19 protein-coding genes are annotated in these 25559 nt (G+C 69.6%); 6 read left to right on the top strand and 13 right to left on the bottom strand.

Annotated features, from left to right (window positions below; translation table 11 throughout):
* Complete coding sequence (locus tag ASE76_RS15000) at nucleotides 1-804, top strand: DUF2145 domain-containing protein (RefSeq protein ID WP_055841055.1); 804 nt, start codon at nucleotides 1-3, stop codon at nucleotides 802-804.
* Nucleotides 805-927: 123 nt separating this feature from the next.
* Nucleotides 928-2007 carry a serine endopeptidase gene (locus ASE76_RS14995; protein WP_055841052.1) on the top strand — a complete coding sequence of 360 codons (1080 nt, stop codon included), beginning with the start codon at nucleotides 928-930 and terminating at the stop codon, nucleotides 2005-2007.
* Nucleotides 2008-2016: 9 nt separating this feature from the next.
* On the opposite strand, the gene ASE76_RS14990 is transcribed toward ASE76_RS14995, so the two are convergent.
* Together ASE76_RS14990 and ASE76_RS14985 are read right to left on the bottom strand one after the other, a co-directional pair.
* Complete coding sequence (locus ASE76_RS14990; RefSeq protein ID WP_055841049.1) at nucleotides 2017-3183, bottom strand: ATP-binding protein; 1167 nt, start codon at nucleotides 3181-3183, stop codon at nucleotides 2017-2019.
* 73 nt (nucleotides 3184-3256) lie between these two features.
* Entirely contained in the window at nucleotides 3257-4225 is a 969-nt protein-coding gene (locus ASE76_RS14985; RefSeq protein ID WP_055841046.1) for a tripartite tricarboxylate transporter substrate binding protein, read from the bottom strand.
* A 156-nt stretch (nucleotides 4226-4381) separates the two neighbouring features.
* Here ASE76_RS14985 and ASE76_RS14980 point away from each other — a divergent pair, with 156 nt between their 5' ends.
* The 4 genes from ASE76_RS14980 (at nucleotide 4382) to ASE76_RS14965 (ending at nucleotide 8386) form a co-directional block, all read left to right on the top strand.
* On the top strand, nucleotides 4382-5368 hold the full coding sequence (locus ASE76_RS14980) for a DUF4434 domain-containing protein (RefSeq protein ID WP_055841043.1): 987 nt from the start codon (nucleotides 4382-4384) through the stop codon (nucleotides 5366-5368).
* 84 nt (nucleotides 5369-5452) lie between these two features.
* Entirely contained in the window at nucleotides 5453-6625 is a 1173-nt protein-coding gene (locus tag ASE76_RS14975; RefSeq protein ID WP_082448594.1) for an acyl-CoA dehydrogenase family protein, read from the top strand.
* A gap of 64 nt (nucleotides 6626-6689) precedes the next feature.
* Nucleotides 6690-6923 (top strand): acyl carrier protein, encoded by a 234-nt coding sequence (locus ASE76_RS14970; RefSeq protein WP_055841040.1) that lies wholly within the window; start codon nucleotides 6690-6692, stop codon nucleotides 6921-6923.
* 23 nt (nucleotides 6924-6946) lie between these two features.
* Entirely contained in the window at nucleotides 6947-8386 is a 1440-nt protein-coding gene (locus tag ASE76_RS14965) for an AMP-binding protein (RefSeq protein WP_055841037.1), read from the top strand.
* Here the strand turns inward: ASE76_RS14965 and ASE76_RS14960 are convergent.
* The 11 genes from ASE76_RS14960 to ASE76_RS14910 all read right to left on the bottom strand — a co-directional run bounded on the left by ASE76_RS14960 (nucleotide 8376) and on the right by ASE76_RS14910 (nucleotide 25411).
* Nucleotides 8376-9071: an alginate O-acetyltransferase AlgF gene (locus tag ASE76_RS14960; protein ID WP_055841034.1), complete on the bottom strand. Its 696-nt coding sequence runs from the start codon at nucleotides 9069-9071 to the stop codon at nucleotides 8376-8378. The two genes, ASE76_RS14965 and ASE76_RS14960, sit on opposite strands and share 11 nt — an antisense overlap.
* Nucleotides 9071-10654 (bottom strand): MBOAT family protein, encoded by a 1584-nt coding sequence (locus ASE76_RS14955; RefSeq protein ID WP_055841032.1) that lies wholly within the window; start codon nucleotides 10652-10654, stop codon nucleotides 9071-9073. Before ASE76_RS14955 ends, ASE76_RS14960 begins: the two co-directional genes overlap by 1 nt.
* Before the next feature lie 6 nt (nucleotides 10655-10660).
* The gene (locus ASE76_RS14950) at nucleotides 10661-11788 is read right to left on the bottom strand and encodes a cell division protein FtsQ (protein WP_055841029.1); all 1128 of its coding nucleotides are present in this window, start codon (nucleotides 11786-11788) and stop codon (nucleotides 10661-10663) included.
* Between the two features lie 3 nt (nucleotides 11789-11791).
* Complete coding sequence (locus ASE76_RS14945) at nucleotides 11792-12778, bottom strand: twin-arginine translocation pathway signal (RefSeq protein WP_055841027.1); 987 nt, start codon at nucleotides 12776-12778, stop codon at nucleotides 11792-11794.
* Between the two features lie 46 nt (nucleotides 12779-12824).
* Nucleotides 12825-16064: a hypothetical protein gene (locus ASE76_RS14940; protein WP_055841024.1), complete on the bottom strand. Its 3240-nt coding sequence runs from the start codon at nucleotides 16062-16064 to the stop codon at nucleotides 12825-12827.
* Nucleotides 16061-17761, bottom strand: a complete 1701-nt coding sequence (locus ASE76_RS14935) for a glycosyl transferase family protein (protein WP_055841021.1) — start codon at nucleotides 17759-17761, stop codon at nucleotides 16061-16063. The genes ASE76_RS14940 and ASE76_RS14935 overlap by 4 nt, the downstream gene beginning before the upstream one ends.
* Before the next feature lie 42 nt (nucleotides 17762-17803).
* Nucleotides 17804-20008 carry a cellulose biosynthesis cyclic di-GMP-binding regulatory protein BcsB gene (locus ASE76_RS14930; RefSeq protein ID WP_055841018.1) on the bottom strand — a complete coding sequence of 735 codons (2205 nt, stop codon included), beginning with the start codon at nucleotides 20006-20008 and terminating at the stop codon, nucleotides 17804-17806.
* Nucleotides 20009-20060: 52 nt separating this feature from the next.
* Nucleotides 20061-21194, bottom strand: coding sequence for a non-hydrolyzing UDP-N-acetylglucosamine 2-epimerase (wecB, locus tag ASE76_RS14925; protein WP_055841014.1), 1134 nt, complete (start codon nucleotides 21192-21194; stop codon nucleotides 20061-20063).
* Nucleotides 21195-21605: 411 nt separating this feature from the next.
* Nucleotides 21606-22793 carry a tRNA guanosine(34) transglycosylase Tgt gene (tgt, locus tag ASE76_RS14920; RefSeq protein ID WP_055841012.1) on the bottom strand — a complete coding sequence of 396 codons (1188 nt, stop codon included), beginning with the start codon at nucleotides 22791-22793 and terminating at the stop codon, nucleotides 21606-21608.
* A 14-nt stretch (nucleotides 22794-22807) separates the two neighbouring features.
* Nucleotides 22808-24037, bottom strand: coding sequence for a sorbosone dehydrogenase family protein (locus ASE76_RS14915; RefSeq protein WP_055841010.1), 1230 nt, complete (start codon nucleotides 24035-24037; stop codon nucleotides 22808-22810).
* Between the two features lie 60 nt (nucleotides 24038-24097).
* Nucleotides 24098-25411: a tetratricopeptide repeat protein gene (locus ASE76_RS14910; RefSeq protein ID WP_055841007.1), complete on the bottom strand. Its 1314-nt coding sequence runs from the start codon at nucleotides 25409-25411 to the stop codon at nucleotides 24098-24100.
* Nucleotides 25412-25559: the final 148 nt, after the last annotated feature.

Raw genomic sequence — 25559 nt, 5'->3', positions numbered from 1 at the left:
ATGCACCGCATCTCTCGCCTGATACGCCCGGCGGTCGCCGCCGCCTGCCTGCTGGCCGCGATGGCGGCGGCTCCGGCCCATGCCGGCCGCCCTTGCACCGATACCAAACTGACGCCCCAGGGCATCGGCCGCAGCATGGACCTGGCGCAGCGCACCGCCGCCGCGCTGGACGCGAGCGGCGCCCAGGTGGTGGTGCTGGCCCGCGCCGGCCAGGACCTGAGCCGCTACCGGCTGCAGTGGTCGCACCTGGGCCTGGCCTGGCGCACCGACGACGGCCATTGGCGGCTGAGCCACAAGCTCAACCAGTGCGGCAGCGCCACCGCGGCGGTCTACCGGCAGGGGCTGGGGGATTTCTTCCTCGACGACCTCTGGCGCTACCAGGCCGCCTGGGTGGTGCCCACGCCCGAGATGCAGCAGAAGCTGCGGGCGCTGCTGCAGTCGCGCGAACGCACGCTCGACCTGCACGAGCCGCGCTACAGCATGACGAGCTACGCCTGGGGCCAGACCTACCAGCAATCGAACCAGTGGGCGCTGGAGACCCTGGCCGAGGCGATGGAGCCGGCCACCATCCGCAGCCGCGCGCAGGCCCAGGCCTGGCTGCGCTTCAAGGGCTATGCGCCCACCGTGCTGCAGCTGGGGCCGCTGACCCGGCTGGGCGGCCGGATGACCCGCGCCAACGTGGCCTTCGACGACCATCCGCCGCAGGACCGGTTCGCCGACCGCATCGCGACGGTGACGGTCGATTCGGTCTTCGACTGGATGGAGGCCACCGGCCTCGGCGGGCCGGTGGTCCGGCTGCAGTGACCGGCCGCGGCTTGCGGCTAGGCTCGCAGGTACCGCAGAAGGTTTTTTCGAAAGAAAAGTGCCTGTGGCCGGCGCCGTTCGCCGGCCACCAGCTATCAATTTCATAGTGTCGAGGAGTTGCAGATGGGCAAGGGTCTACGGTTGTCGGAGAAGTGGTTCCACCGCGGGTTGTGGCTGGTGGCGCTGGTGTTCGCGGGGTTCCTGATCGGCCTGGGCGGCACGGTGGTGGGCGACCTGCCGCGGGTCGAGCAGACCCGCACCGTCGAGGATTTCATGGATCCGGCGGCCACCGCGCAGCAGCGCGCCGCGCTGGGGGCCGCCGACGGCTCCCGTCGCCAGGCCGACGACGCGCTGGAACAGGCGCGGCTGCGGCTGAAGGTGGCCCGGTCGGACACCCGCAGTGCCGCCGCCACCTTCGACAACTGGCTGGCCACCCGCAGCGCCACCCAGCGCGCCGACCAGGACACCGAGCTGATCGCCCGCACCCGCGCGCTCGACGGCATCAAGGCACGCGAGCGGCAGGCCGAATCGGCGGTCGAGGCGCAGGAGCAGGCGGCCCTCGACGCACGCCAGGCCCGCGCGCGGGCCCAGGACGCCCTGGACGCGCTGGAGCGCGACGCGGTGAAGCGATTCCAGGCCGAGCAGCGCCGGGCCGAACTGCGCGTCTTCGGCTACCGGCTGGCCCTGACGCTGCCGCTGCTCGCGATCGCCGGCTGGCTCTTCATGAAGAAGCGCAAGAGCACCTGGTGGCCGTTCGTCTGGGGTTTCATCTTCTTCGCGCTGTTCGCCTTCTTCGTCGAGCTGGTGCCCTACCTGCCCAGCTACGGCGGCTATGTGCGCTACGTCGTCGGCATCGTGGTGACGGTGCTGGTGGGGCGGCAGGCGGTGATCTCGCTCAACCGCTACCTGGAGCGCCAGAAGCTCGCCGAGCAGCAGCCCGACACGGTGCGCCGAGACGAGCTGAGCTACGACACCGCGCTGACCCGCCTGGCCAAGGGCGTCTGCCCCGGCTGCGAGCGGCCGGTGGACCTGAAGAACCCGGCGATCGACTTCTGCCCGCACTGCGGCATCGGCCTGTTCGACCACTGCGGTCGCTGCGACGCACGCAAGAGCGCGTTCTCGAAGTTCTGCCACGCCTGCGGCGCGGGGCCGGGCTTCAGGAAGATGGTCGCCGCACCGCCGGAGGCGGCGGCCGGAGTCTGAGGTGTGCCGTCAGCCCCTGCCTGTCAGCAGACGACAGGCATGCGCCAACGACACGGCTTCGATGCCATGGCCCAGGGGAAAGGTGTCTTGTCCGGGATAGACGACCAGCTTGCGGGTGGGAGACAGGTCTTCGCAGGCCGCATGGAAGCCGCGTTCCACCTTGGGCGCCAGGCTCCGCTTGATCTCGATGGCCCAGAGCTCGCCGCCCGGCCATGCGACGAGCAGGTCGATCTCCGCGCCGCCCCCGGTCCGGTAGAAATAGGCCTGCGCCTCGGAGGGCGCCGTGCCGACCAGGTTCTCGATGCAGAAACCTTCCCAGCTGGCGCCGACGACCGGATGGGAAAGCAGCTGCTCGCGGCTTTCGATCTCGAGCAGGGCATGCACCAGGCCGCTGTCGCGCACATACACCTTGGGCGACTTGACGAGGCGTTTGCCGATGTTCGCGTGCCAGGGCGGCAGCCGCCGGACCAGCAGCAGATCGCACAGCAGGTCGATGTAGCCGTGGGCCGTCTTCGCGTCCACGCCCAGGTTGCGCGCCAACTGTGCGACGTTGAGCAGGCCGCCCTGGTGGTGGGCCAGCATGGTCCAGAAACGGCGCAAGGTTTCGGCGGCGATGCGCGGTCCGAATTGCGGGATGTCGCGTTCCAGGTAGGTGCGGATGAAGTTGTGTCGCCACCGCAGGCTGCGGGCATCGCCGGGTGCGGTGAGGCTGTCGGGGAATCCGCCCCGCAGCCACAGCGTGTCCGCGCTGTCATCGCCCGTCTCCGCAATGCCGAGGGGGCCGAGTTCCAGATAGGCGATGCGGCCTGCGAGGGTTTCGCCCGACTGCTGCAGCAGGTCCAGGGAAGCGGACCCGAGCAGCAAATACTGCCCGGAACGGTAGCCTAGGCGACGCGCTTGGTCGATCAGGCCGCGCAGCACCGGAAACAGCCCGGGCACCCGGTGCACTTCATCGAGGATGACGAGGCTGCCCCGGTGCTCGGGCAGGTACAGCTCGGGTTCGGCGAGCTTGGCGCGGTCGCGCTCCGACTCCAGGTCCAGGTAGAGGCTGGTGCGGTCTTGCGCGACGGCCAGGGCCAGCGTGGTCTTGCCGACCTGGCGCGGGCCCAACAGCGCCACGGCCGGTGAATGCCCGATTTCGTCGAGCAGCCGGGACTGGAGTTGCCGGTGAAACATCCTTGCAATTGTGGAGTGCGACTACCAGATTTGCAAGGATAACCAGATGGCTCGCCATTCGTCCTGCGGGGCTCTACTCCACCGTCGCGCCCGAGTTGCGCACGATGTCGCGCCACTGCAGGTAGTCGGTCTTGAGCAGTTGCGCGAAGGCGTCGGCGCTCATCGCTTTCGGCTCGGCGCCCTGCGCCTGGATCGCCGCGACCATCTCGGGCGTGGCCAGCAGGCGGTTCACCTCGTCGTGCACCCGGGCGACCGCGTCCTTCGGTGCCGCCGCCGGCATGAAGAGGCCGTACCAGGTGCTCACGTCGAAGCCCTTGTAGCCCGACTCGGCCACCGTGGGCACGTCGGGCAGCGAGCTGCTGCGCTGGGCCGAAGTGACCGCCAGCGCCCGCAGCTTGCCCGACTTGATCTGCCCGATGGCCGAGGGGACCGAAGACACCATCAGGTCGATGTTGCCGGCCAGCGCGTCCATCATCGCGGGGTTGGAGCCCTTGTAGGGCACGTGGCGGATCTGAATGCCGGCGGTTGTCTTCAGGATCTCACCCGCCAGGTGGATCGTGGTGCCGTTGCCGGGCGAGCCGTAGGTGATGCTGTCGGGCGCGGCCTTGGCCGCGGCGACCACGTCGGCCAGCGTCTTGTATTTGGAGTTGGCGGCGGTGACGATCACCACCGGCGTGTAGGCCACGTGCGCCACCGGCACCAGGTCGGTGGTCGGGTTGTAGCTCAGGCCCTTGTAGAGCCAGGGCGCGACGACCAGGTTGTCCTTCTGGCCCATCACCATCTCGTAGCCGGTGGGCGCCGCCTTCACCGCTTCGGCGATGCCGATGGTGCCGCCCGCACCGCCGCGGTTGTCGGGGATCACCGTCCACTTCGACACCTCGGTCAGCTTGTTGGCCACCAGCCGCGACAGGATGTCGGTGCCGCCGCCGGGCGGGAAGGGCACGATCAGCCGGATCGGCTTGTTGGGATAGGCCGTCTGCGCGTGGGCGCTGGCGGCGAGCAGCAGCGACAGGCAGGCGAACTGGAACTGGCGGCGGATCATGGTGGTGTCTCCTGGAGCGGTGGAATTCGGGAAGCGCAGATTGTCGGTGCCGCACGACGGGGCCGCCAGGGAGCTTTCACCAACGCGAACCCGCACGGCACCGTCGGCCCAATACGGCGAAACTAGGGCCCGACCATTTCGTTGCCGAGGCCCCGGATGCCGCAGACCACCCTGTCTTTCCCGTCGCCCGTGCCGCGGCCCTCACGACGCACCTGGCTCGGCCTGGCCGCCGCGGCGGTCCTCGCCGGCTGCACCAGCCCGCCCGAGAAGTTCCAGGGCACCTTCCTGCAGCCCTGGAAGAGCTACGAAGCGCTCTCGCTCGAGGAGTGGCGGCGGCGGCTGCGCACCACCCGCGCGCTGGGCTGCGACGAGATCGTGCTGCAGTGGAGTGCCGCCTACGGCGGCGCATCGCCCTGGGACCTGCCCGACACGCTGCTGACGTTGCTGTTCGACGAGGCCGGCCGCGAAGGCATGGGCATCCGCATGGGCCTGCCCTACGACGAGCGCTGGTGGACGGCCATGGGCTCGAAAGACCCCGCGGTGCTGCCCGCGTTCCTGGCCGACACCCAGGCCCGCAGCCTGGGCTTCATGCAGTCGGCCCGCTGGTCGCAGCAGGCGGGCTTTCGCGGCTGGTACCTGCCCTACGAACTCGACCAGTACAACTGGGCCACCGCCGAGCGCCGGCAGATGCTGGTCGCCTGGCTGCAGGCGATCGCCGCCGGCGGCGGGCGCGAGCCGCTGGCGGTCTCGACCTTCTTCAGCCGCCTGTCCACGCCCGGCACCCTGACCGGCCTGTGGTCGGACATCCTCGACCAGGTGCGGCTGCGCCCGATGCTGCAGGACGGCGTAGGCGTGGCCGGCATGGGCAACTACGCCGGGCTGGAGCCGCTGCGTGCATTGCTGCGCCGGCGCGGCGTGCCCTTCGACCTGATCGTGGAGCTGTTCGAGCAACTGCCCGCCCTGCCGGGCACCGACGATGCCTTCCGGGCCCGTGCCGCGTCGGCCGAGCGGGTCAAGGCGCAACTGCGGGTCGCACGCAGCTACGGCGCCGAGCGGATCATCGCGTTCGCGATCGATCCGTGGATGCTGGGCGATACCGCAGAGGCCCGGCAACTGCTGAAGGACTGGGGCCAGAACCGGTGAGAACACCGACGAGCCGACAATCGTCCTTGTGACCGCCGGTCGCAAGGACGAGAATGCCATACGATTTCTATAAGAAACATTTGTATGGATTTTGTAAACGCGACACCGCATGGTCCCATCGACGAGGCGGTGGCGGCCTCTGCCGCAGCCATCGCGGCAGACCATGCTGACGCGGTGGACCGCGAAGGCCGCATCCCCACCGAGGCGCTGGACTCCCTGCGGTCGGAGGGCCTGCTGGGCTTGCTGGTGCCGGCACGGTTCGGCGGCCCCGAATGGTCGATGCGCGCGGTCGCCAACCTGTGCCGCCGGTTGTCCGAAGGCTGCGCTGCCACCGGGCTGATCTTCGCGATGCACCACTCGCAGGCCGCGGTGGCGATACGCCATGCGGGCGACAGCGCATGGCACCAGTCGCTGCTGGAACGCATGGTGCGCGAGCAGTCGCTGGTGGCCTCGGCGACTACCGAGGGCGCCACCGGCGGATCGATCCGCACCAGCGCCTGCTTTCTCGACCGGCGAGACGACGGGCTGCTCCACCTGGACAAGCGCGGCTCGGTCATCTCCTACTCGATGGCGGCGGACATCTTCCTGGTCTCTGCCCGCCGCTCCGAGGACGCGGCGGCGGCCGACCAGCAACTGGTCGCGGTGCTGCGCGACCAGCTGGTGCTCGAGGGCCGGTACAAGTGGAACCCGTTGGGCATGCGCGGCGCCCGCACCGACCGCTTCGACCTCGCCGCACGCTGCCCGGTCGAGCAGGTGCTTCCGGGTCCGTTCTCGGCGGCCATGTCGCACACGATGCTGCCCAGCTCGCACATCCTGCTGGGCGCGGTCTGGCTGGGGATCGCAGTGGCAGCCCTGTCGCGCGCCCGCGATTTCCTGCGCCAGCGCAACCGGGCCGGTATGCCGCTCAACCCGATCGCCAACCTGCGGCTGGCCGAGGGCGAAAGCCTGGTGCAGCAGTTCCGTGCCATGCTCTCTGCCAATATCGCGCTGTACGAGGACGGGGCGGGCGGCACTTCGTCGATCGACCGCATGGTGAGCTACAACGCGCTGAAGGTGGGCGCCTCGGAGCTGGTGCTGCGCATCACCGACATCGCATTGCGCATCTGCGGCATCCAGGGCTACATGGAGGAGGGCGAGTTCTACCTGAGCCGCCACATCCGCGATGCGCATTCCGCGATGGTGATGGTCAACGACGACCGTATCCTCGGCAGTCTCTCCACCGTGGTGCTCGGCGTGCCGCTCACCCGCGACGTGTGAGGCGGAGCGCCCGCAGAGCCCTGTCTACGCTTTTTTGTCTTTCGCATTCCACGAGCCACTTCCCATGACCCCCTCCGAAGTCGAAGACCAACTCGCCACCATGGTCCAGGCCATCGTCCTGAAAAGAGTGGCGCCCGACACGCTGCTGCTGGAATCGGGCCTGCTCGACTCGGTGGCGGCGGTCGACCTGATGCTGTCCGTCGAAGCCCGCTTCGGCTGCACCGTGCCGATCACCGAGGTGGAGGAGCACCTCCAGTCGCTGCGCACCCTCACGGCCTACGTCGTCGCGCATACCTGAGCCACGGCCGCGGAGCCACCACGATGCATTTCGATTTCGAGGCCGGCGCGTTTCTGGACCTGCTGACGCGCCCCGACGACCTCGCCGTCATTGCGCACGACCGCAGCCTGCGCTGGCGGGAACTGCGCGAAGAAGCGCAGGCCTGGTGCGACGAGGCCCGCGCGCGCGGCTTGCGGGCCGACGCGCCGATCGTGGTCCGCGGCCACAAGGAAGCCGCGTTCATGGTCGCGCTCACCGGCGCGCTGATGCTCAAGGCGCCGTTCGTGCCGGTCGACGCGGTCTACCCGCAGGACCGTTTGCAGAGCATTGTCGACACGCTCGACGCCCACCTGCTGTACGACGCGGAAACCGGCCGGTTCCAGACCTTGCGCGAGGGCCCCGCCCCGGTGCTGGCGGAGGCGGGCCTCTGCTACATCATGTTCACCAGCGGGACCACCGGCAAGCCCAAGGGCGTGCAGATCGGCCGCGAGAGCGTGCAGGGCCTGATCGACTGGATGCGGCTGGACTTCGCGCTAGGCGAACGGCCGGTGTTCCTGGACCACACGGTGTTCAGCTTCGACGTGTCGCTCTACGATGTGTTCGGCACGCTCGCGACGGGGGGCTGCATCATGATGCTCGACCGGCAGGCGGGTGCCTCGCCACTCGAGGTCGCCGCGCTGATCCAGCGGCATGCCGTGAGCACCTGGGTATCGACCCCCTCCTTCGCGCAGCAGCAGTTGCTCAACCCGGGCTTCACCCAGGCGGCATTGCCCTCCTTGCGCACCTTTCTCTTCTGCGGCGAGCCGCTGCCGGTGCCGCTGGCGCGCCAGTTGCGCAAGCGCTTTCCCGACGTGCCGATCCTCAACACCTACGGACCGACCGAGGCCACCGTCGCCACCACGCTGCTGGTGGTCGAAGACGCCCAGCTCGCGACCGACGCGGTGATGCCGATCGGCCGCGCCAAGCGCGACACGCAGGTCTATGTGGACGGCGGCGAGCTCTGCATCGTCGGACCGCACGTGATGCGCGGCTACATCAACCGGCCCGACCTGAACCAGACGCGCATGTTCGTGCGCGACGGCCAGCGCGGTTTCCGCACCGGCGACCTGGGGGCGGAGGACGGCAGCGGCATGCTGTTCTGCCACGGCCGGATCGACGACCAGATCAAGCTCAACGGCTACCGGCTGGAATTGCTGGAGGTCGACGCGGCGCTGTCGACCCTGCCCGGCGCACGGGCGGCCGCCACCGTCGCGCTGCGGCGGCCGAACGGCGCGGTCGCGCGCCTGGTGGCTTTCGTGGAAACCGGCGAGTCGGGCACCGTCCTGCCTCCCGAACTAGCCGACTGGAAGGCGCGCCTCGCCGCGCGCCTGCCCCACTACATGCTGCCGACCGAACTGCTGGCGTGCGAGCGCATGCCGGTCTCGGTCAACTACAAGATCGACCGGGCGAAGCTCGCCGAGATGTACCAGGCGCTCAACGGGTGAAGGGGTCGGTGCGGCTCGGCTGGGCCGAAAGCACCGGCTTGTCGGCGCTGCCGGTCAGGAACAGGCTCAGGTGGTCGCCGGGCTGCATCGGCGGCAAGGGCAGCGCGGGGCTGGCGGCCTCTCCGCACCGGCCCGCGACGGTGGCGCGCACCGGATTCACCGCACGGGCGGCCGACGCGCCAGCGGCGACATCGCGCAGCACCGGCGTGCCGGCAGGCGACAGCACCAGCTGGGCCGACGCGCAGGCGGCCGCCAGGTTGTAGAAGCGCAGTTCCGCCTTGAGCGCGTCTTGCGTATCGGTGGTGTCGTCGATCGTGGTGAAGGCATAGCCGGCGCCCTCGGCCCGCAGCACCAGTGTGCTGAAGCTGTCGGGCCGCACGTCGAGCGTGGCGGCCGGCTTGCCGCCGACCTGTACCGCGAAGCTGCGGCCGCCGCGCACGATCGCATAGCTGCTGGCCGGCGTGGCCGCGCCGATGCTCTGCACCGGGCCATCGGCGATGCGCACCCGCAGCGCGGTCGGCAGCGGATTGACCACCCGCACGAACGACGAGCCGGCCGGCGGTCGCGCCGCATAGAGCTGGGAGAGCGCGCCCTCCTGCGCCGCGCTGCCGGCTGCGGCCGACAGCATCGCCAGCAGGGTCAGCGCCGGGCGGAGGCGGGAGGTGCGGAGGTGATAAGCGCGCATCAGAACTGGAAGTAGAGGAACCGGGTTTCCCGGTGCAGATGGGTCAGGCACAGGAACAGTAGCACGAGCGTGACAGCCAGCCAGGCGATGCTCGGCCGCCACCGCAGCCAGCGTTGCGGCGCTTCCTGCACCTTCGCGAGGGCCGGCGAGAAGCGGCCCAGGATCTGGTGCGAGTTGGGTGCCAGCCACACGATGGCCAGCAACAGCACCAGGTGCAGCGCCTGCAGGTGGCGCCCGATCGCCAGGTGCCACGCGCCGAGGGCGTCGGCCGCGTGCAATGCCTGCAGCGAAGCGTCGATGTCGGCGAAGCCGTGCAATCCCAGCATGCCGCGCAGCAGCGCCGATGCGTCGGGCACGGTGGCCGCGCGGAAAAAGGCGAACGCCACCATCACCGCGACCAGCGTCAGCAGCACGCAGGTGCTGCGCCAGAGCCACCGGGCCCACGGCCGGGTCGGCGCGGTGCGGCCGGCGGTCAGGATGCGCCAGGCGTGGTTCACGCACAGGTAGCCGGCGTGCAGCAGGCCGTAGAGGAGGAACTGCAGGCCCGCGCCGTGCCAGATGCCGGCCAGCCCCATGGTGTAGACGGTCGGCAGCGCGATCATCAGCGCGAAGCCGCCCGCCGTGCGGCTGCCGGCGGTGCCCACCGGCAGGCCGCGGCGGCTGCGCCACCGCGAGACGCGCATGGCCATCGGGTAGTAGAGGTAGGCCGTCAGGTAGCGGGTCAGCGTCATGTGCCAACGCGCCCAGTACTCGATGATCGAAGGCGCCTTGTACGGCGAGTTGAAGTTGAGCGGGAACCGGATGCCGAACATCTTCGACAGGCCCAGCGCCATGTCGGAATAGCCCGAGAAGTCGAAGTAGAGCTGCATCGCATACGACAGGCTGGCGGCCCAGGCCCCCCAAAAATCCAGGTCGCCCGGCGCCGCGAAGCCGGCGTCGGCATACGGCGCGATGCTGTCGGCCAGCAGCACTTTCTTGGCCAAGCCGATCACGAAGAGCGCGCCGCCGATCGACAGGTTCTCGGCCTTGAAGCGGTAGTTCTGCGGCTCGGCGAACTGCGGCATCATCTCCTTGTGGTGCAGTACCGGGCCTGCGATCAGGTGCGGGAAGAAGGTGACGAAGAGGGTGTGGTTCAGCAGGTCGGGCTTCTTCACCGTGCCGGCACTGCAGTCGAGCAGGTAGCCGATCTGGGTGAAGGTGAAGAACGAGATGCCCAGCGGCAGCAGGATGTCGTCGACCTTGCCGTGGCCCAGGCCCCAGCCCTGCAGCACGTCGAGCAGGGTGGCGAAGTACTTGTAGTAGAACAGCAGCGCCAGGTTGCAGCCGATGCCGATCGCCACGGCCCACCACTGTCGGCGGGGCCGGCCGGCCCAGCCCACGACGAGCAGGCTTACCAGGTAGTTGAACAGGATCGAGCCCGCCAGCAGCACCACGAAACGCGGGTTCCACCAGCCGTAGAAGACGAAGGACACCCCGCACAGCCACAGCGCGGCCCAGCGCAGACGCAAGGCGCCCAGCAGGTAGTAGCCACCCAGCGCGACGGGCAGGAACAGCAGCAGGAAGAGATACGAATTGAAGAGCATGGCGCGTCAGCGGGCGGTGGGCGCGAGTGCGGCCAGCGCGCGTCGTTCGTCGTCGCTCAGCGGCAGCGACAGCGACAGTTCGGAGAACTGCCACACCACCAGCTTCAGGCTGGCGGGCCAGCGGCCCTGGCGCGCCAGCGCGGCGAGCATCGCCCCGGCGAAGTAGCCGCCGTCCTGGCTCTGGTTCCATACTTCGCGGCCGAGCCGCCGGCCCAGCCGTTCGGCGAACGCGCTGCGCAGGCCGTTCGAGTCGCCGAGCAGAACCACCTCGGCGGGCGGACCGTCGTCGAGCAGGCCACCGGCGTGCGCCGCGGTAATCATCTCGGGCACGATGTCTTCGATCGCCGGGCGCCAGCCCTCGGGCGCCGCGTCCAGACCCGCCAGCACGATCAGGTCGCCCATCCGCGGGACAGGCGCATCGCCGCGCCGGCTGTCGAACCGCTGCGCACCCGGACCACCGAGCAGCGGCAGTGCGGCCGCGGCCGCGGCGTCGGCGGCGGCCTCCGCGCCCTCCGGTGTCATGTGCACGTCGGTGCGGTAGTAGGCCTGCGGCAGCGCGGCCAGCGGCGGGCGCAGATCCGCGAACGGAATGCCGGCGGTCCTCAGAGCGTGCTGGAACGTCTCCAGCCGGAACTGCATCGGCAGCGACACCGGCAGGCCGCACAGATGCTCGGACTCGATGCGGGATTTGTCGGGTACCACCGCGACGACGGTACGTACGCCGGCCTGCCGCAACCGATCGGTCCACTGCCGCATCAGCACCAGCCGTTGCGCGAAGGCCTCGGCATGGCCGGGCCGGGGGCGCAGCCCGTCGCGGTAGAAAAGCCAGCCCGGGCAGCCTTCGGCCACCTGCGGGCCCAGGTCGCCGAACAGGCGGTAGCGCAACGCTGCGCCGGCCCGGTCGATCGCGCCCTGGCCCGGCAGCACGCCGAGCGCCTTGTTGAACTGCTGGCCGGCCTGCCCGTCGACCCAGGTCGTCGGGGTCCAGTCGGCCGCCGCGACAGACAGTTGGGCGATGCGCCAGGCGCCCCAGGCAAAGCCGACCGCCAGGGCCACGCCGATCGCCAGCGCGAAGGTCCTGTGCCCTTTCGCGTCCGGCCCGGCAGGCGCCGCGGAAGACGACGGCGTCGCCACGACTCAGGCGAGCGCCGCTTTGACCCGTCGGCTCCAGTCGCTCTCGGTGACGATGGAGGCCGCATCCCACAGGCCGCGCGCTTCGGGACCCAGGTGGAAGTTGGGCTCGAACAGCTGCCAGACCAGCACCTGCGGCGGCTGCTTGCGAAAGCCGGCGGATTCGATGTAGTCGAGCAGCACGATCCAGAAGCCGACGTCCCCCGGCTTCCAGTTCACCGTCACCGGGCGGTCGATCAGGTTCGACAGCTTCTGCGGGTAGCCGAAGTACGGCTGCACCATGCTGTTGCCGGTCACGTGCACCGGCGCCAGGGCGTCGCCCAGCAGGTTGTCGGATTCGGAGGTGCGGCGCACGGTGAAGGTCTCGCGTCCTACGGCCCGGCGCTGTTCAGGCGTCAGGAAGCGCTCGGCCAGGTCGCCGAACCGCCGCTCGTTGGACACGGTGCCCAAGGCCAGGCCGGTACCGGGCGCGCCGGCCAGGGTCGGCACCAGGCGGCGGATCACGTCGGCGGTGCCCTGCGCCATCGCGTCGGCACCGGCCTGCGTCCAGTGCTGGTCGGTCTTGTAATAGACCGGCTGGCCGGCGGCCTGGACCGCGCGCAAGGTCGCCGCTCCGTCGAAGGTGGGGATGTCGGCCGCCTGCATGCGGCCGAGGATGCCGGCGTAGCGGGCGCGCGTCTCGACGGTGATGGCCTTGCCTTCGGGCAGCTTATCCTCGTGGAAGGACATCTTGTCGGGCAGCACCGGCACCACCAGCGTGGTGCCGCGCGCGGCGAGCAGCCGGCGCACCTCGGCCACCCGCGCCACGGTCGCGTCGATGCCCTTGTCGTCGGGCGGGCCGCTGTTGCCCCAGCCGGCGAAGATGTAGTTGTCTTTGCCGACGATGGCCAGGGTTTCGACCTGTGCGGCGGCCATGCCGGGCAGCGCCAGGGCGGCGGGCCAGCAGAGCAGGGTGCGACGGCGCGGTGAGAAGACGGAGGCGGGAATCGGCATGGCGCTGGGATGGTGAAGCGAAGGGGAAGAACGGCGGCCGCGCGTTTCAGTACGCGACCGAGAAGCTCAGGAACACGCCCTTGGCGCGATCGGCCTGGCCGCCCAGGCTGGTACGGTATTGCAGGCTCGTGTCGACATGGGAGCGCTGCGCGTTGTAGCGGTCTTCGTTGAGCCAGTAGCGCAGGTTGACGCCCACGCCGGCGCCGGCCGACCAGGTCGATCCGTTGTCCGCCAGGCCGAACGAATTGAAGCCGGCGATCGGCGCTCCGCTCACCCGGTTGCGGTTGGAAAACGCGTCCGCGGCCACCGAGACGTGCGGGAAGAACACCAGGCGGTCGCTGTAGTCGGAGACGAAGCTGCGCCCGATGCGCACCTCCCCGGCGGCGAAGCCCTGGCCGCGCTTGAGCTTGCCGTCGCTGGTGCCGAGCACGTTGCCGGACGCGTCGCGCAGGCGGTAGGCCACCGGCGTGTCCAGCATCGTGTAGCCCGCCTGCAGGTAGCCTTCCATCGTGAACCAGCTGGTGGTGTCCAGGCGCAGGCCGGTGCCCTCGTAGAAGCCGTACAGCACGTAGGCCTGCCAGCCACCCGAGCCGGCGTCAGTCTTGTAGTCGAGCGCCGCGGCTTGATTGTTGAGCTGGCAGCGCAGGTCGGCAGGCCCCGGCGTGACCGAGCCGGACCGCGCCGCCGTGCCCAGCAGGAACTGCCGCTCCAGGCCGAAGGTGAGGTTGGTCTCGGTGTCCGGCGTGTAACGCACGCCGAGGGCGCCGGTGGTCGAGGGCAGGCCGGCGATGCCGCGGCCACGCTGTTCCGCCACCGAAATCGTGCCGCCGCAGGGGTTGTCCACGGTCTGCGGGCCGGTGACGTTGGTGCCGGCATGGAGCGCGTTGGACAGGCGGCCGTAGACGTCGAAGGTGGTCGAGGTCGAATTGAGGAAATCCGACGGACGCCAGAAGACCTCGGTCGTGCTGAACACCGCGTTGCCCGGCACCGAGACCGGCTGGCCCACGAGGCCGTTGGACGCCGAGCGCGCCCCGCGGTAGCTGACGGTCGCGTTGACGCCCCAGTCGCGCGAATAGTTGGCGATGGCGCTGCGCGTGTCGAAGCGCTGCTGCGGGTCCAGCGCGAGCTTGCCCGCGTCGGCGTCGTCGATCGCCTGGCGCAGCATCGCCGCGGCGGCGGGGCGGTTGCCGGTGCCGGCGGTGGCGTAGGCCTCGTCGAGCACGTTGGTCGGCGGCGCGTCTCCGGTGGCGCGCGCGGCGACGAAATCCTGCAGCGCGAGCGCCGGCTGCTTGTTGGCGATCTGCAGGTAGCCCCGCTGGCGCAGCAGCGTCGCGTCCGCCGGCTTGGCGGCCAGCGCCACGTTCAGGCGCTCCAGCGATTCCCGGCGTTCGAAGGGCGTGCCCGATGCGAGCGCGGTGGTCAGCAGGTTCTGGTTGGCTTCGTTGTCGGGTTGCTCGGCCACGGCCTTGCGGGCGAGCGCGATTGCCTCCGGGTAGCGCTGCTGTCCATAGGCCGCATAGGCGCGGGCCGAGGGGTTGTCGGTGCCCGGCGCATCCCAGGGTTCGAGTTCGCAGGCGGTGCCGTAGGGCGTGTCGCGGCAGATCTGCATCGGCGCATAAGCGGTGACCGCCAGCACCGCCGGGGCACTCCACCAGCCGGTGGCGCCGCCGGCCTGCTTGCGCCGCGCCTGCGCCTGCGGGTCGTCTGGTGGCAACGGCGCCAGCAGGGCCAGCGCACGGGCCGGGTTGCGCGCGGCCAGCGCCATGTCGGCACCGATCAGGCGGGCGTTGCGGCGCTGCGCCTCGTCGACCCAGTCGTGGCCGAGCACCGCATCGATGTCCTGCTGGGCGCCGTCGGAGCGGCCCAGCAGCTGGCGCAGGTAGGCTCGGTGGACCTGGATGGCGGTCGCCTCGCTGTCGATCTCGAGCGCCTCGGTCGCGGCCTGTTCGGCGCCGGCCAGGTCCTGCGTCGCCTGCAGCACGCTGATCAGCAGCAGCTGATGGCTGCCGACGTCCGGTGCCAGGCGCACCGCCTCGCGAGCGTCCTTCACCGCTTCCTGCGGCCGGTTCCGGGTCATGGCCTGGTAGGCGGCCTGTGCGTGCTGCACCGCGATGGACTGGCGCGCCAAGCGCATGCGCGCCATGATCTCGTCCTTGTTCGGCGCGCCGAGGGCGAGCGCCACCGCACCCGCCTGGATCAGGTCCTGGTAGCGCTGCTGGTTCTCCAGCGCGTTGAACCACAGCAGCACCCAGGTACCCTGGCTGGGATCGGTGCGCACCGCCTTCTCGGCGGTGATCGCCGCGGCGGCGTACTGTGCGTCGTTGTATTCGACGTAGGCCTGCGTCGCGATCGGGAAACCCTTGCGGTAGGCCTCGGTGGTCTGCACGCCGGCAGCGTCGGTGGTGATCGGGCGCAGGTTGACCAGCGCCTCGCGCAGCTCCGGGCTGGTGTAGCCCTGGTCGATGGCGCGCTCTGCGGTGAGCGCGGCTTCGTCCAGGCGGCCCAGCTTCTGCAGCGCATAGACGCGCAACTGGTGGAGCCGCGCCACGTCGGGCCGCAGGCGCAGGGCCGCGTCGGCACGGGCCAGCGCGGTCTTGAAGTCGTTGCGGTTGTAGGCCTTGTAGCCCTGGTCCGCCAATTGCCACGCCCTGCCGCGCAGCACCGGCACGGAGCGCGGCTGCATCGCCAGGCGCGCCGCGCGCTGGTCGTCGGCACGGGTGTCGCGCGGCGCCTGCTCGATGCGCAGCGGCGGTGCCGGTCCGCGGGCCGGCACCGGTGCCGCCGGCAGCGGATACAAAGCCACGGAGAGCAGCGGCAGCCGCTCGTCCGCCGCGTTCACGACCGCATCGGCCGGGCCGGTGCCCCAGGTGCCCGCATCCGGATGTGCAGGCGAGGCGGCGACGGCACGTGGCGGCGGCGCGAGGGAGGTCGAGGGCCGCAGCGCCGGCGACGGCGGCAGGAAGGCCGACAGGTCCGGCACCGGCGGAAGCTGGTCGGGCCGCGCGTTCAGCACCGATGCGGCCTCGCTGCTGCGGCTTTCCCGGCCGACGGGCTCGCGTGGAAGCTGTGCGACTGGCGCGGGCTCCTGCGGCGTGCTCGGCGCCGGCACCGGCGGGGCCGGCATCGTCATGCGGTAGCTGAGGGCCAGCCGCAACGGCGGGTCCTGGTCCTGTGACCCGTCGCGCGGCTGCAGGCCGTGCTGGCTGGCGGCCGCGAAGGCCGGCGCCACCGGCCATACCGCCGCGAGTGCGATCGCGAGAATCGTGCGCTTGCTCAATCGCGTCATGCTGCTGTGGCCTCGTGCTGGCTGTGGGGCGCGGAGTCCGCGAAGGCCGAATCGTGGATCTGGAACGAGACGGCCTCGTCCAGCGTGCCCCGGTCGAGATAGCCCTGCTCGAGCAGGATCCTGCCGAGCGGCTTGCGCGAGGATCGCTGCAGCATCAGCGCATTGTTGAGCTGGTCCTCCTCGATGGCGCGCCACGACAGCAGCACCTCGCCCAGGCGCTGGCGCTGCTGGATGAGCTGGTCGGCCGAAGGGAAGTCGTGCATGGTCTTGTCCCAGACCAGCCGGTTGCCGAAGAGCTTGTGCCCCAGGAACAGGCGCCACGCCCGGCCGGCGGCCATCGCGTTGATGAAGTTCCCGATGACCATGCGCGGGATGGACAGCAGGCCGTGCTCCCATCCGTACATGGCCGTCACGAAGTACACGCGCTGCACGATGCGCAGCGTCAAGGCCACCGCGTTCAACCCCATCAGGGTCATGAGCCAGCCACCCACCTGGAACACCGGCGGGTAGTACACCGTCCACCAGCCCATCAGGTCGGCGATGAAGAACAACAGGAAGTTGAGCATCAGCAGGTAGCCCAGGATCGCGACGAACGCGGTCACCAGGCCCTTGCGGTCGCGGAACAGCAGGTACTTGGTGGCGAGCGAGCCCGACCAGCCCATCTGTTCCCAGCCCTGCAGGCCGATGCCGATCGTCCAGCGCGCCTTCTGCCGATACGCTGTGCGGAATGTGTCGGGGAAGTATTCGCGCACGCCCAGCGGCATCTGGATCGCGCCGAGCTTCTCGCGGCCCATGCCGAACCACGAGATGCGGCGCGTGATGTATTCGACATCGAACTTGCCGAAGATCTGCTTCATGCCGAGGCGACCCAGGCGCGCCCCGATGTCGTAGTCCTCGGTCAGGCTGTCGACGTTGAACGGTTCGTTGTGCATGCTCTCGGCCAGCGTGCGCAACGCACGGTGCGAGAAGCAGGTGCCCACGCCGGCAGACGGCACCATGTGCGACAGGCTCTCGCGGACCACCAGGTCCTTGCTGTGCCATTCCGCGAACTCGTCCATGTAGGTGCCCGCCACCAGTTCGAACCAGCTGCGTTCGAGCGACGTGACCGGCAACTGGATGAAGTCCATCCGCGGCAGCAGGTAGTTGTAGTACTTGAGCTCCAGCGGGTGGAGCACGTCTTCGCTGTCGTGCAGCACGATGCCGGCGAAGGGCTCCGGCATCTTCTGCTCGTGCTGGAACAGGGCCTGCACCGTCCAGTTCAGGCAGTCGGCCTTGCAGGTGGGGCCGTCGTGCGGCACTTCCACCCGCACCAGCTGCCGGTAGCGCCGGCGCATGCGCTCCACCTCGGCGATGGTGCGCGCGTCGTTGCGGTAGGTGCCGACGAAGATGGTGTAGTTCTTGTACTCCAGCGTCGACACCATGTTGCTCAGCATCGGCGCGATCACGTCGTACTCGAGCCAGGCCGGCACCATGATGGCGATCGGCTGTTCGACCGGTTCCCGCAGCTGGGCGGCCGTCAGGCGCTTGTGCTTGCGGCGCACCGTGAGGGAGCGGTACCCCTCCCGGATCCAGTACCAGGCATCGACGAACAGGTCGTCGAGGCTCGACAGCAGGATGACGACGCCGACGACCGCCGTCAGGATCTCCAGACCGCGGTAGTAGTCCGCGAAAAGATAGGGCCAGTAGAGCGTGAACATGCGGGGTCAGTCGATCGGTCGGTCAGGAAGGAGGGCCGCGTCTCAGAGAGGCTTGTGCGCTTGGCGGCGCTTGGCGCGGTACGCCCAGACCATCAGCAGCAGGATCAGCAGCAATGCGATGCTGACGATGGGCACGCCCCACGAGAGGTAGCGGCGCCATTCGTAGAAGGCGCTTTCGCCGGCGCGCGGCGGGTAGCTGGCCGAGGGGTTGCTGCTGTCGATCCAGCTGCTCGGGCCGTCGGCGCCGATCATCGCGATGTCGCCGCGGTTGAGCACGAACGGCTTTTGCGGCAGGGCGGTCTGCGCACCGAGCGGTTGCCACAGCAGACCGTCGTGGCCGTTCGCCCGGCTCACCTCGACGGTGCTGAGCTGCGACAGGCCGTCGATGTCGACCCACGGGAACTTCTGGCCGTTGATGCGCAGGTGGGCATCCTTGACCTCGACCTTGGAGCTTGCGCCGTCGATCGCCGCCTGCATCGCGAGGAAGGGCTTGGTCGGGGAGAAGGCGCCGTTCTGCGCCACGACGAGCTCTGCCCGCACCGGGGTGACGCCGGCGGCGACGGCGATGCGCACCACGCGCATCAGCGTTGCCGGTGCATCGGCCAGGTAGGCCTGCGGCACGACGACCTGCGGCGTGCCCGACATCAGGGGCAGCAGGCCCACGAAGGTTCCGTCCGGTGCCGCGTCGCCGCCCCGCACGTAGCTGGTGGGCAGCACGTTGACCGGGAAGCCCTGCGGCGTCTCGTTGCAATCGTTCGAATACGGCTGGCGCTGGAAGGACACCCGCACGACGTTGCTCAGGCCCAGAGCGTAGCCGGGCACCCGTGCGTCCAGGCGCTCGGGGCGGCCGTCGGCCTCCAGGCGCTTGGCCGAGAGCAGCACGTTGTTCCAGAAGACCGAGGCCACAGGCCGGGTGGAGGACGCGCCCGGGGCGGCGGCCACGTCGATCACCAGGTCCGACGGCATCCGGCCGTTGACCGCCACGGCTCCCAGCGGCAGCGTCGCCGTCCAGTCGCCGCGGGAGACGACGTCGAAGCTCGCGTCGCTGCCGCCGAGGTTGGTCAGGCGGATCACGGAGCGGTCGGACACGTCCGGCGTGTCGGCCGCGTTGACGGTGACCTTGCGCGACGCCAGCAGGTTGCGCCAGACGTCGGCGAAGATGCCGGCGGCCTGGGCGCCGGCCTTTTCTGCCACTAGGATCACCGGGCGGGCGCCGAGCGTCGCCAGGCGGATCTGGTTGGCCGGTGCGGCGCCGTCCGCGATCGCGGTCTGCAAGGTGCGCCAGGTGGCGAACACCCGCGTCGCCTCCGGGTCCGAGGCGAACTGGGCCGCCAGTGCGTCCAGCGCCTTGTTGATCTGCGCCTGCAGGGCCGCGTCGGAAACCGCGATGTCGCCGGTGGCGGCGGACGAGCCAAGCACCACCAGCGCGCCGATCTCGGCCGTGTCCTTGAGGACGTAGCGCGGGTTGCCGGCGGCCAGGCCCGAGAACGCCGGCAGCGCGGCCAGCCCGGGAGCCACCTGCCAGCCGGTGGTGTCGATGGTGTCGCCGGGCACCGGGAACGCCTTGACCTGGACCCGCCGGTTGGCCTGCTCCAGGGCTACGCCGATGCGCCAGGCCGTGTCGTAGGTGTCCTTCGAGACCTCGCGCGACGCGACCAGCAGCGTCGGGCGTGCCGGCAGCGTGATCCACGCGTCGGACAGGCTGGTCAGGTCACCGCTGCTGAAGCGGTAGTTGAAGCGCGTGTCGGGCGAAACCGACAGCACGTTGCCGGTCGCACGGTCCACCTCGCAGATGCGGCGGGATACGTTGTTGTTCCAGTTCACGCCCAGACGCACGAAGTTCGTGGAGCGGGTGCCGGTGTCGACCTTGATGCTGTAGCTGGCATCGCCTTCGGGTGCTTCGATGCGGCGCGAGTGCACCGGCTTGCCGTTGACGAACAGCAGCATCGCGGTGCGGCCTTCCTCTGCCTTGTAGTAGCGGCCGCTGAAGTCGATGGTGGCGTTGGACAGCGGCAGCGTGCGCGGCACCGGCAGGTAGAACTCCTGGCGGCTGTCGTAGCCGCTGAGCAGCACCGCCTCGGTGATGCCGATGTCCGACAGCGCGAAGCTGCGGTTGATCCAGGTGTCGCCCTGCAGGCGCTGCAACGCGTCGCTGGCGGGGCTGGCCATCGCGAGCAGGGGAAGGCTCAGGCCGGCCAGGGCCATCAGCCGGAAGGGGCGCCGGGGGCGCAGGAGGCAAGGGACCATGGGAAGACTCCGGAATGACACGGGATGGAAAGAGAAAAGAGTCGCGGCCATGTCAGCCTGCGAACTCGGTGAAAGGCCGCGTGCACAGCGCATCCACGATGCGCCGGCTGGCATGCCCGTCGCCGTAGGGATTGCTGCGGCGGCAGAAATCGGCATAGGTCGCCGGGTCGTCCAGCAGGCGGTTCGTCTCGCCGACGATGCGTTCGCGCGACGTGCCCACCAGGCGCACCGTGCCGGCGGTCACGGCCTCGGGCCGCTCGGTGACGTCGCGCATAACCAGTACCGGCTTGCCCAGGTAGGGCGCCTCTTCCTGCACGCCGCCCGAATCGGTCAGGATCAGGTGGGCGCGCTGCATGAACCAGACGAAGTCGAGGTATTCGAGGGGCGCGACGAGGTGGACGTTGGACAGGCCGGAGAGCTCGGCGGTGACGACGTCGCGTACCTGGGGGTTCAGGTGGACGGGATAGACGATCTGCACGTCGCTGCGCTGCGCCAGGGTGTGCAGCGCCGTGCAGATGTTGCGGAAACCTTCGCCGAAGTTCTCGCGCCGGTGCCCGGTGACCAGCACCAGCCGGCGGCCGGCATCGACCCAGTCGTAGCGTTCGGCCAGCGTGCGTGCCAGTGCGGCATCGGCCTGCAGGCGTGCGACGGTGGCCGCCAGCGCGTCGATCACCGTGTTGCCGGTGACCCAGATGCGGCCGGGCAGGTTCTCTCGCAGCAGGGCGTCGCGCGAAGACGGCGTGGGTGCGAACAGCCAGGTGCTCACCGAGTCGACGAACCGCCGGTTCATCTCCTCGGGGAAGGGCGAGCGGATATCCCCGCTGCGCAGGCCGGCTTCCACATGGCCGACCGGAATCTGCCGATGGAAGGCCGCCAGCGCGCAAGCCGCAGCCGTGGTGGTGTCGCCGTGCACCAGGACGCAGTCGGGGCGGGCGGTCTGTAGCAGGCCGTCGACCCCGGCGACCACGCGCGCATGCAGGCCGTTGAGCGTCTGGTCGGGACGCATGACGTCCAGGTCGTGGTCGGCCTTCAGGTCGAACAGCGCCATGACCTGGGCGAGCATTTCCCGATGCTGTCCGGTGATGCACACCGTGCTGCGCACCTGCGGTTCAGCGCGCAGAGCCGCCACCAGCGGCGCCATCTTGATGGCTTCGGGGCGGGTCCCGAAAATGGAGAGAACGTGCATTCGAGGAGTCGATGGCAGTGCCCATCGATTCCCCACGCGCGGCGCACACAGGACTTCGGACACCGACGAACAGGGGGCGCGCATTTGCATGCGCGCTTCGGGCAGGATTGATCTACGCCATCTGACCCTCGAGGCGCGGATGTTAGCAAACAAACGTTTTTTTTTGAAAACATTTGTTGGGTGGAAGTGGACGGCGCCGGATGCCCGCCTGTTCGTTGCGACGGCGCACCTACCCGTCGCCCGCTCGTGCGATGCAGGCTGGTGGGGGCGGTCCCGCGCGACGCACTGCCGAAGCCGGGTGCGGTCTGCTATTCCCCGCCCGCTACTGCGCTACTGCGCTACTGCGCTACCGTGGCGATCTACGAAGCATCGGTACGCGCTGTCGTATCGCCGCCGGATGCGGCGCTTCCCTCAGACGCCGCGCGCCCGGTCTGCCTTGAACTGCGCGCGGAATTCGCCGAAGCGGCCCGCGTCGAGCGCGTCGCGGATCTCCTGCATCAGCTGCAGGTAGTAGTGCAGGTTGTGGATGGTGGTGAGCATCGGCCCCAGCATCTCGCCGCAGCGGTCGAGGTGGTGCAGGTAGGCGCGGCTGAAGCCGCCGCGCCCGCCGTCGTCCCACGACACGCCGGTGGTGCCGGCGCAGGCGTGACAGGTGCAGCTGGTGTCGAGCGGCTGCGGGTCGGTCTTGTGGCGGGCGTTGCGGATCTTCAGGTCGCCGTAGCGGCTGAAGAGGGTGCCATTGCGCGCGTTGCGGGTCGGCATGACGCAGTCGAACATGTCGACCCCGTCGGCCACGCCCTGCACCAGGTCCTCCGGCGTGCCCACGCCCATCAGGTAGCGGGGCTTGTGGGCCGGCAGCCGGTGCGGCGTGTGGGCCATGACGCGCAGCATCTCGTCCTTCGGCTCGCCGACGCTGACGCCCCCGATCGCATAGCCGGGGAAGTCCATCTCGACCAGCTGGTCGAGCGACTCCTGGCGCAGGTTCTCGAACATGCCGCCCTGCACGATGCCGAAGAGCGCGTTGGGGTTCTCCAGCCGCGCGAACTCGCTCTGGCAGCGCCGCGCCCAGCGCAGGCTCAGCTCCATCGAGGTGCGGGCCTCGGCCTCGGTCGTGATGTGGCCCTGGGTGTCGTAGGGCGTGCATTCGTCGAACTGCATGACGATGTCGCTGTTGAGCACCGTCTGGATCTGCATCGACACCTCGGGCGTGAGGAACAGCCTGTCGCCGTTGACCGGCGAGGCGAACTTCACGCCTTCCTCCGAAATCTTGCGCATCGCGCCCAGCGACCAGACCTGGAAGCCGCCCGAGTCGGTGAGGATCGGCTTGTCCCATTTCTCGAACTGGTGCAGTCCGCCGAACGATTCCATCACGTCGAGGCCCGGCCGCATCCACAGGTGGAAGGTGTTGCCCAGGATGATCTGCGCACCCATCTCGTCCAGCGAGCGCGGCATCACGCCCTTGACGGTGCCGTAGGTGCCGACCGGCATGAAGATCGGCGTCTGCACCACGCCGTGGTTGAGGGTGAGCGTGCCGCGGCGGGCGTGGCTGGCGGGGTCGGTGGCGAGGAGGTCGAATTGCAGGCGGGGCAGGGCGGACATGGCTGTACGAGGGTTTACTTGTTCGGCGAGGTAGTGGGCAGCAGCATCAGCACCGTGCGGTTGAGGTCTTCGACCACCAGCAGCCGGCCCTGGCGGTCGACGGTCAGGCCGGTGGGTTTCCCGAGGGGCCGCACGCCCAGCTGCGCATCCCAGCCGGTGAGCCATTCGACCGGCTTACCGGACGGAAGGCCATCGGCGCCAGCCTTGTAGCCCACCACGCGGTGGCCGCCCGGCTTGTAGCCGTGCCACGCTACCAGCAGTTGCCCGGCGAAGCGGCTGTCTGCCGGGCCTAGAAACATCTGCAACGGGGCGGCATGGGCGGGCCAGAGCATTCTGGGCGGCGTGCTGGCGGCGCAGTCGTAGCGATTCTCGTAGCCGCGTGCGGGCTGCCGGTCTGCGACGCAGTAGGGCCAGCCATAGTGCCTGCCTGCCTGCAGCAGGTTCAGTTCTTCGGCGGGCCGGTCGGCTTCCGGATAGTCGATCGAATTCTCGCCCTGCAGCACCGTGCCTTTGGCAGGGCCTTCGGCCAACACCGCCAGCGCCGCGGAGTTGCGCAAGCCGGTGGCGAAAGGCTTGAAGCTCTGCAATGTCCACTGGGGGCCGGACAGCACCGCTTCGTAGACGGCGGCGCGCGGCGTGGCGCCGGAAAGATCGGGACAGGGGACCGGCAGCTGTTGCCGGTCGTCACGGCAGCCATCGCTGGAAGAGCCGATGTTCACATACAGCCTGCCGCCTGGGCCGAAGGCGATTTCCTTCAGCGGATGCGCGCCGTCGTCGGGCAGCTTGTCGATCACCACCTCCTGCTGCAGTGCGCCGCCTGCGGCCGGCACCGGCGTGCGCCAGATGCGGTCAGCTTCCGCGACATAGACCTTGCCGTCGGGCCCGAGCGCCAGGCCGAGCGGACGGTCGAGCTTGTCGGCCAACGCCGTGATGCGTGCGCGGCGTGGCGCAGGACCGTCGAGCGGCAGCACCATGTCGAGCAGCCTGCCGCGGTGCGGCTCCCACGACCCCATGTCCACGATCCAGTAGCGCCCCGGCGCCACCTCGAGGATGCGGCGCGGCATCCGCAGGCCTTCTGCTTCGTCGGCGAGCAGGGCGACGCAGGTGCCGGCCGGGCTGCCGATGGCGAGACGTGCGTAGTCGCCGCAACTGCCCTGCGGGGCGTAGCCGCGCGCCTGCGCGCCGGTGGAGGGTAGCAGTGCGGCGAGCAGTGCAGCGGCGCAGGAGAGGCGTTGGAGGGCCATCGGCGGGGGTGTGGTGGGCGACCGACCCCGCCGGCGGGCGGAACCGGGGCCTGTTCGGGCTCAGGCCGGCTTGTGCGCCGTGACGCGGAAACCGCGGATCGGTGCGCCGCGTTCCACTCGCAGGTCGACGAATTCGATCGCGACGTCGTCGAAGCCTACCTCCTTGCACTGGGCCTGCACCGCGCTGACCTTGTGGGCATAGCGGATCGAGTCGTGCAGCACCAGGTCGGGGCCGCTCTCGTCGGCCTGCTCGCAGGTGAAGACGAAGTAGCCGTCGGGTCGGCAGACCCGGAAGGCGTTGGGAACGACGGTGGTCAGGTCGCCGACGTAGATCAGCACGTCGTTGGCGGTGATCACGTGGTAGAGATCCGCCGGCGTCTCGCGCAGCGCATCCACCAGGTTGACCGTGTGGAAGCGGTCGTACACGCCGTGGCGCGCGGCCTGCTCGACCATCTTGGTGGAGAGGTCCACCCCGATAAGGAAGCCGTTGATCCGGCCCAGGAACACGCCCAGCAGCCCGGTGCCGCAGCCCAGGTCGAGGATGTTGAGCTCCAGGGTCGGATAGCGGCTGCGGATCCATTCCGCCACCTTCTTCGGCGTGTCGTACTGCAGGCCGCGCACCAGGTGCATGTCGAAGGAGGGCGCGTAGCTGTCGAAGAGATGCTCGACCATCGCCGGCGGCTGGGTCGTGGGCACCTTGCCGTTGAGCTTGTCGTGCCAGAAGCGGAAAGTGTCGTCGTTGGGCGCGAGTTCGATCAGGCGGTCGGCATCGGCACGGGCCTGGGCGATGTCGCTCGAGCGGAAAGCAGCGCTCATCCGTTCCGCCAGCACCGCGGTGTCGTCCGGATGCTCGTCGAGCAGGGCGGTGCAGACCTCGATGGCCTCGGGCAGCTGGTTGGTTTCCGCCAGGCTGCGGGCCATCACCTTGCGAAGCGTGGTGTTGGTTTCGTCCTGCGCCAGCGCCTGGCGCAGCCACGGCTGGCCGATCATGAAGTTACGCGAGTGGTGGGCGATGTCTACCGCACGGGTGAGGATGGTCTGGTCCTTCGGCGCGCCGTCGACTGCCTGCTGCGCGACCGACAGGGCTTCTTCCGTCGCGTTCTGGCGTGCCAGGCAGGCCGCGAGCTCGATCAATCCGTTGGGCCAGCCCGGCGCGCATTCGACGATGCGCCGCGCGGCCTGCAAGGCCGCCTTCGGATTGCCCGCCGCTTCGCCGAGCTTCATGCCCATCATGTAGACCAGCGGGTTGTGCGGCTCGGCACGGCCCAGCGTGTTGAGCAGGTCGGCGGCGGCCTGAAGGTTCTTCTGCTCGATGAACTGGTCGACCTGCTGCAGTTTCAGGATGAAGGGGTTGTTTGCGGAGATGGTGGTCATGCAAGGCGGGCGTGGATGTCACGCGGGCGAAGGAAGGTGGGGCGCTGGCCGGGGCCGGCGCAGTCGAAGCAACTGCGAATTATCCCGCCTGGCGCCGTGGTTCGCCGGCCGGGCCCGGCTACACGCCGCAACAGTCGTTCCGCGCGGT

Source organism: Xylophilus sp. Leaf220, from assembly GCF_001421705.1.
GTDB lineage: Bacteria > Pseudomonadota > Gammaproteobacteria > Burkholderiales > Burkholderiaceae_C > Xylophilus.
The sequence above is the reverse complement of the archived record's forward strand: the minus strand, read 5'-3'. Positions and strand labels throughout refer to the sequence as shown.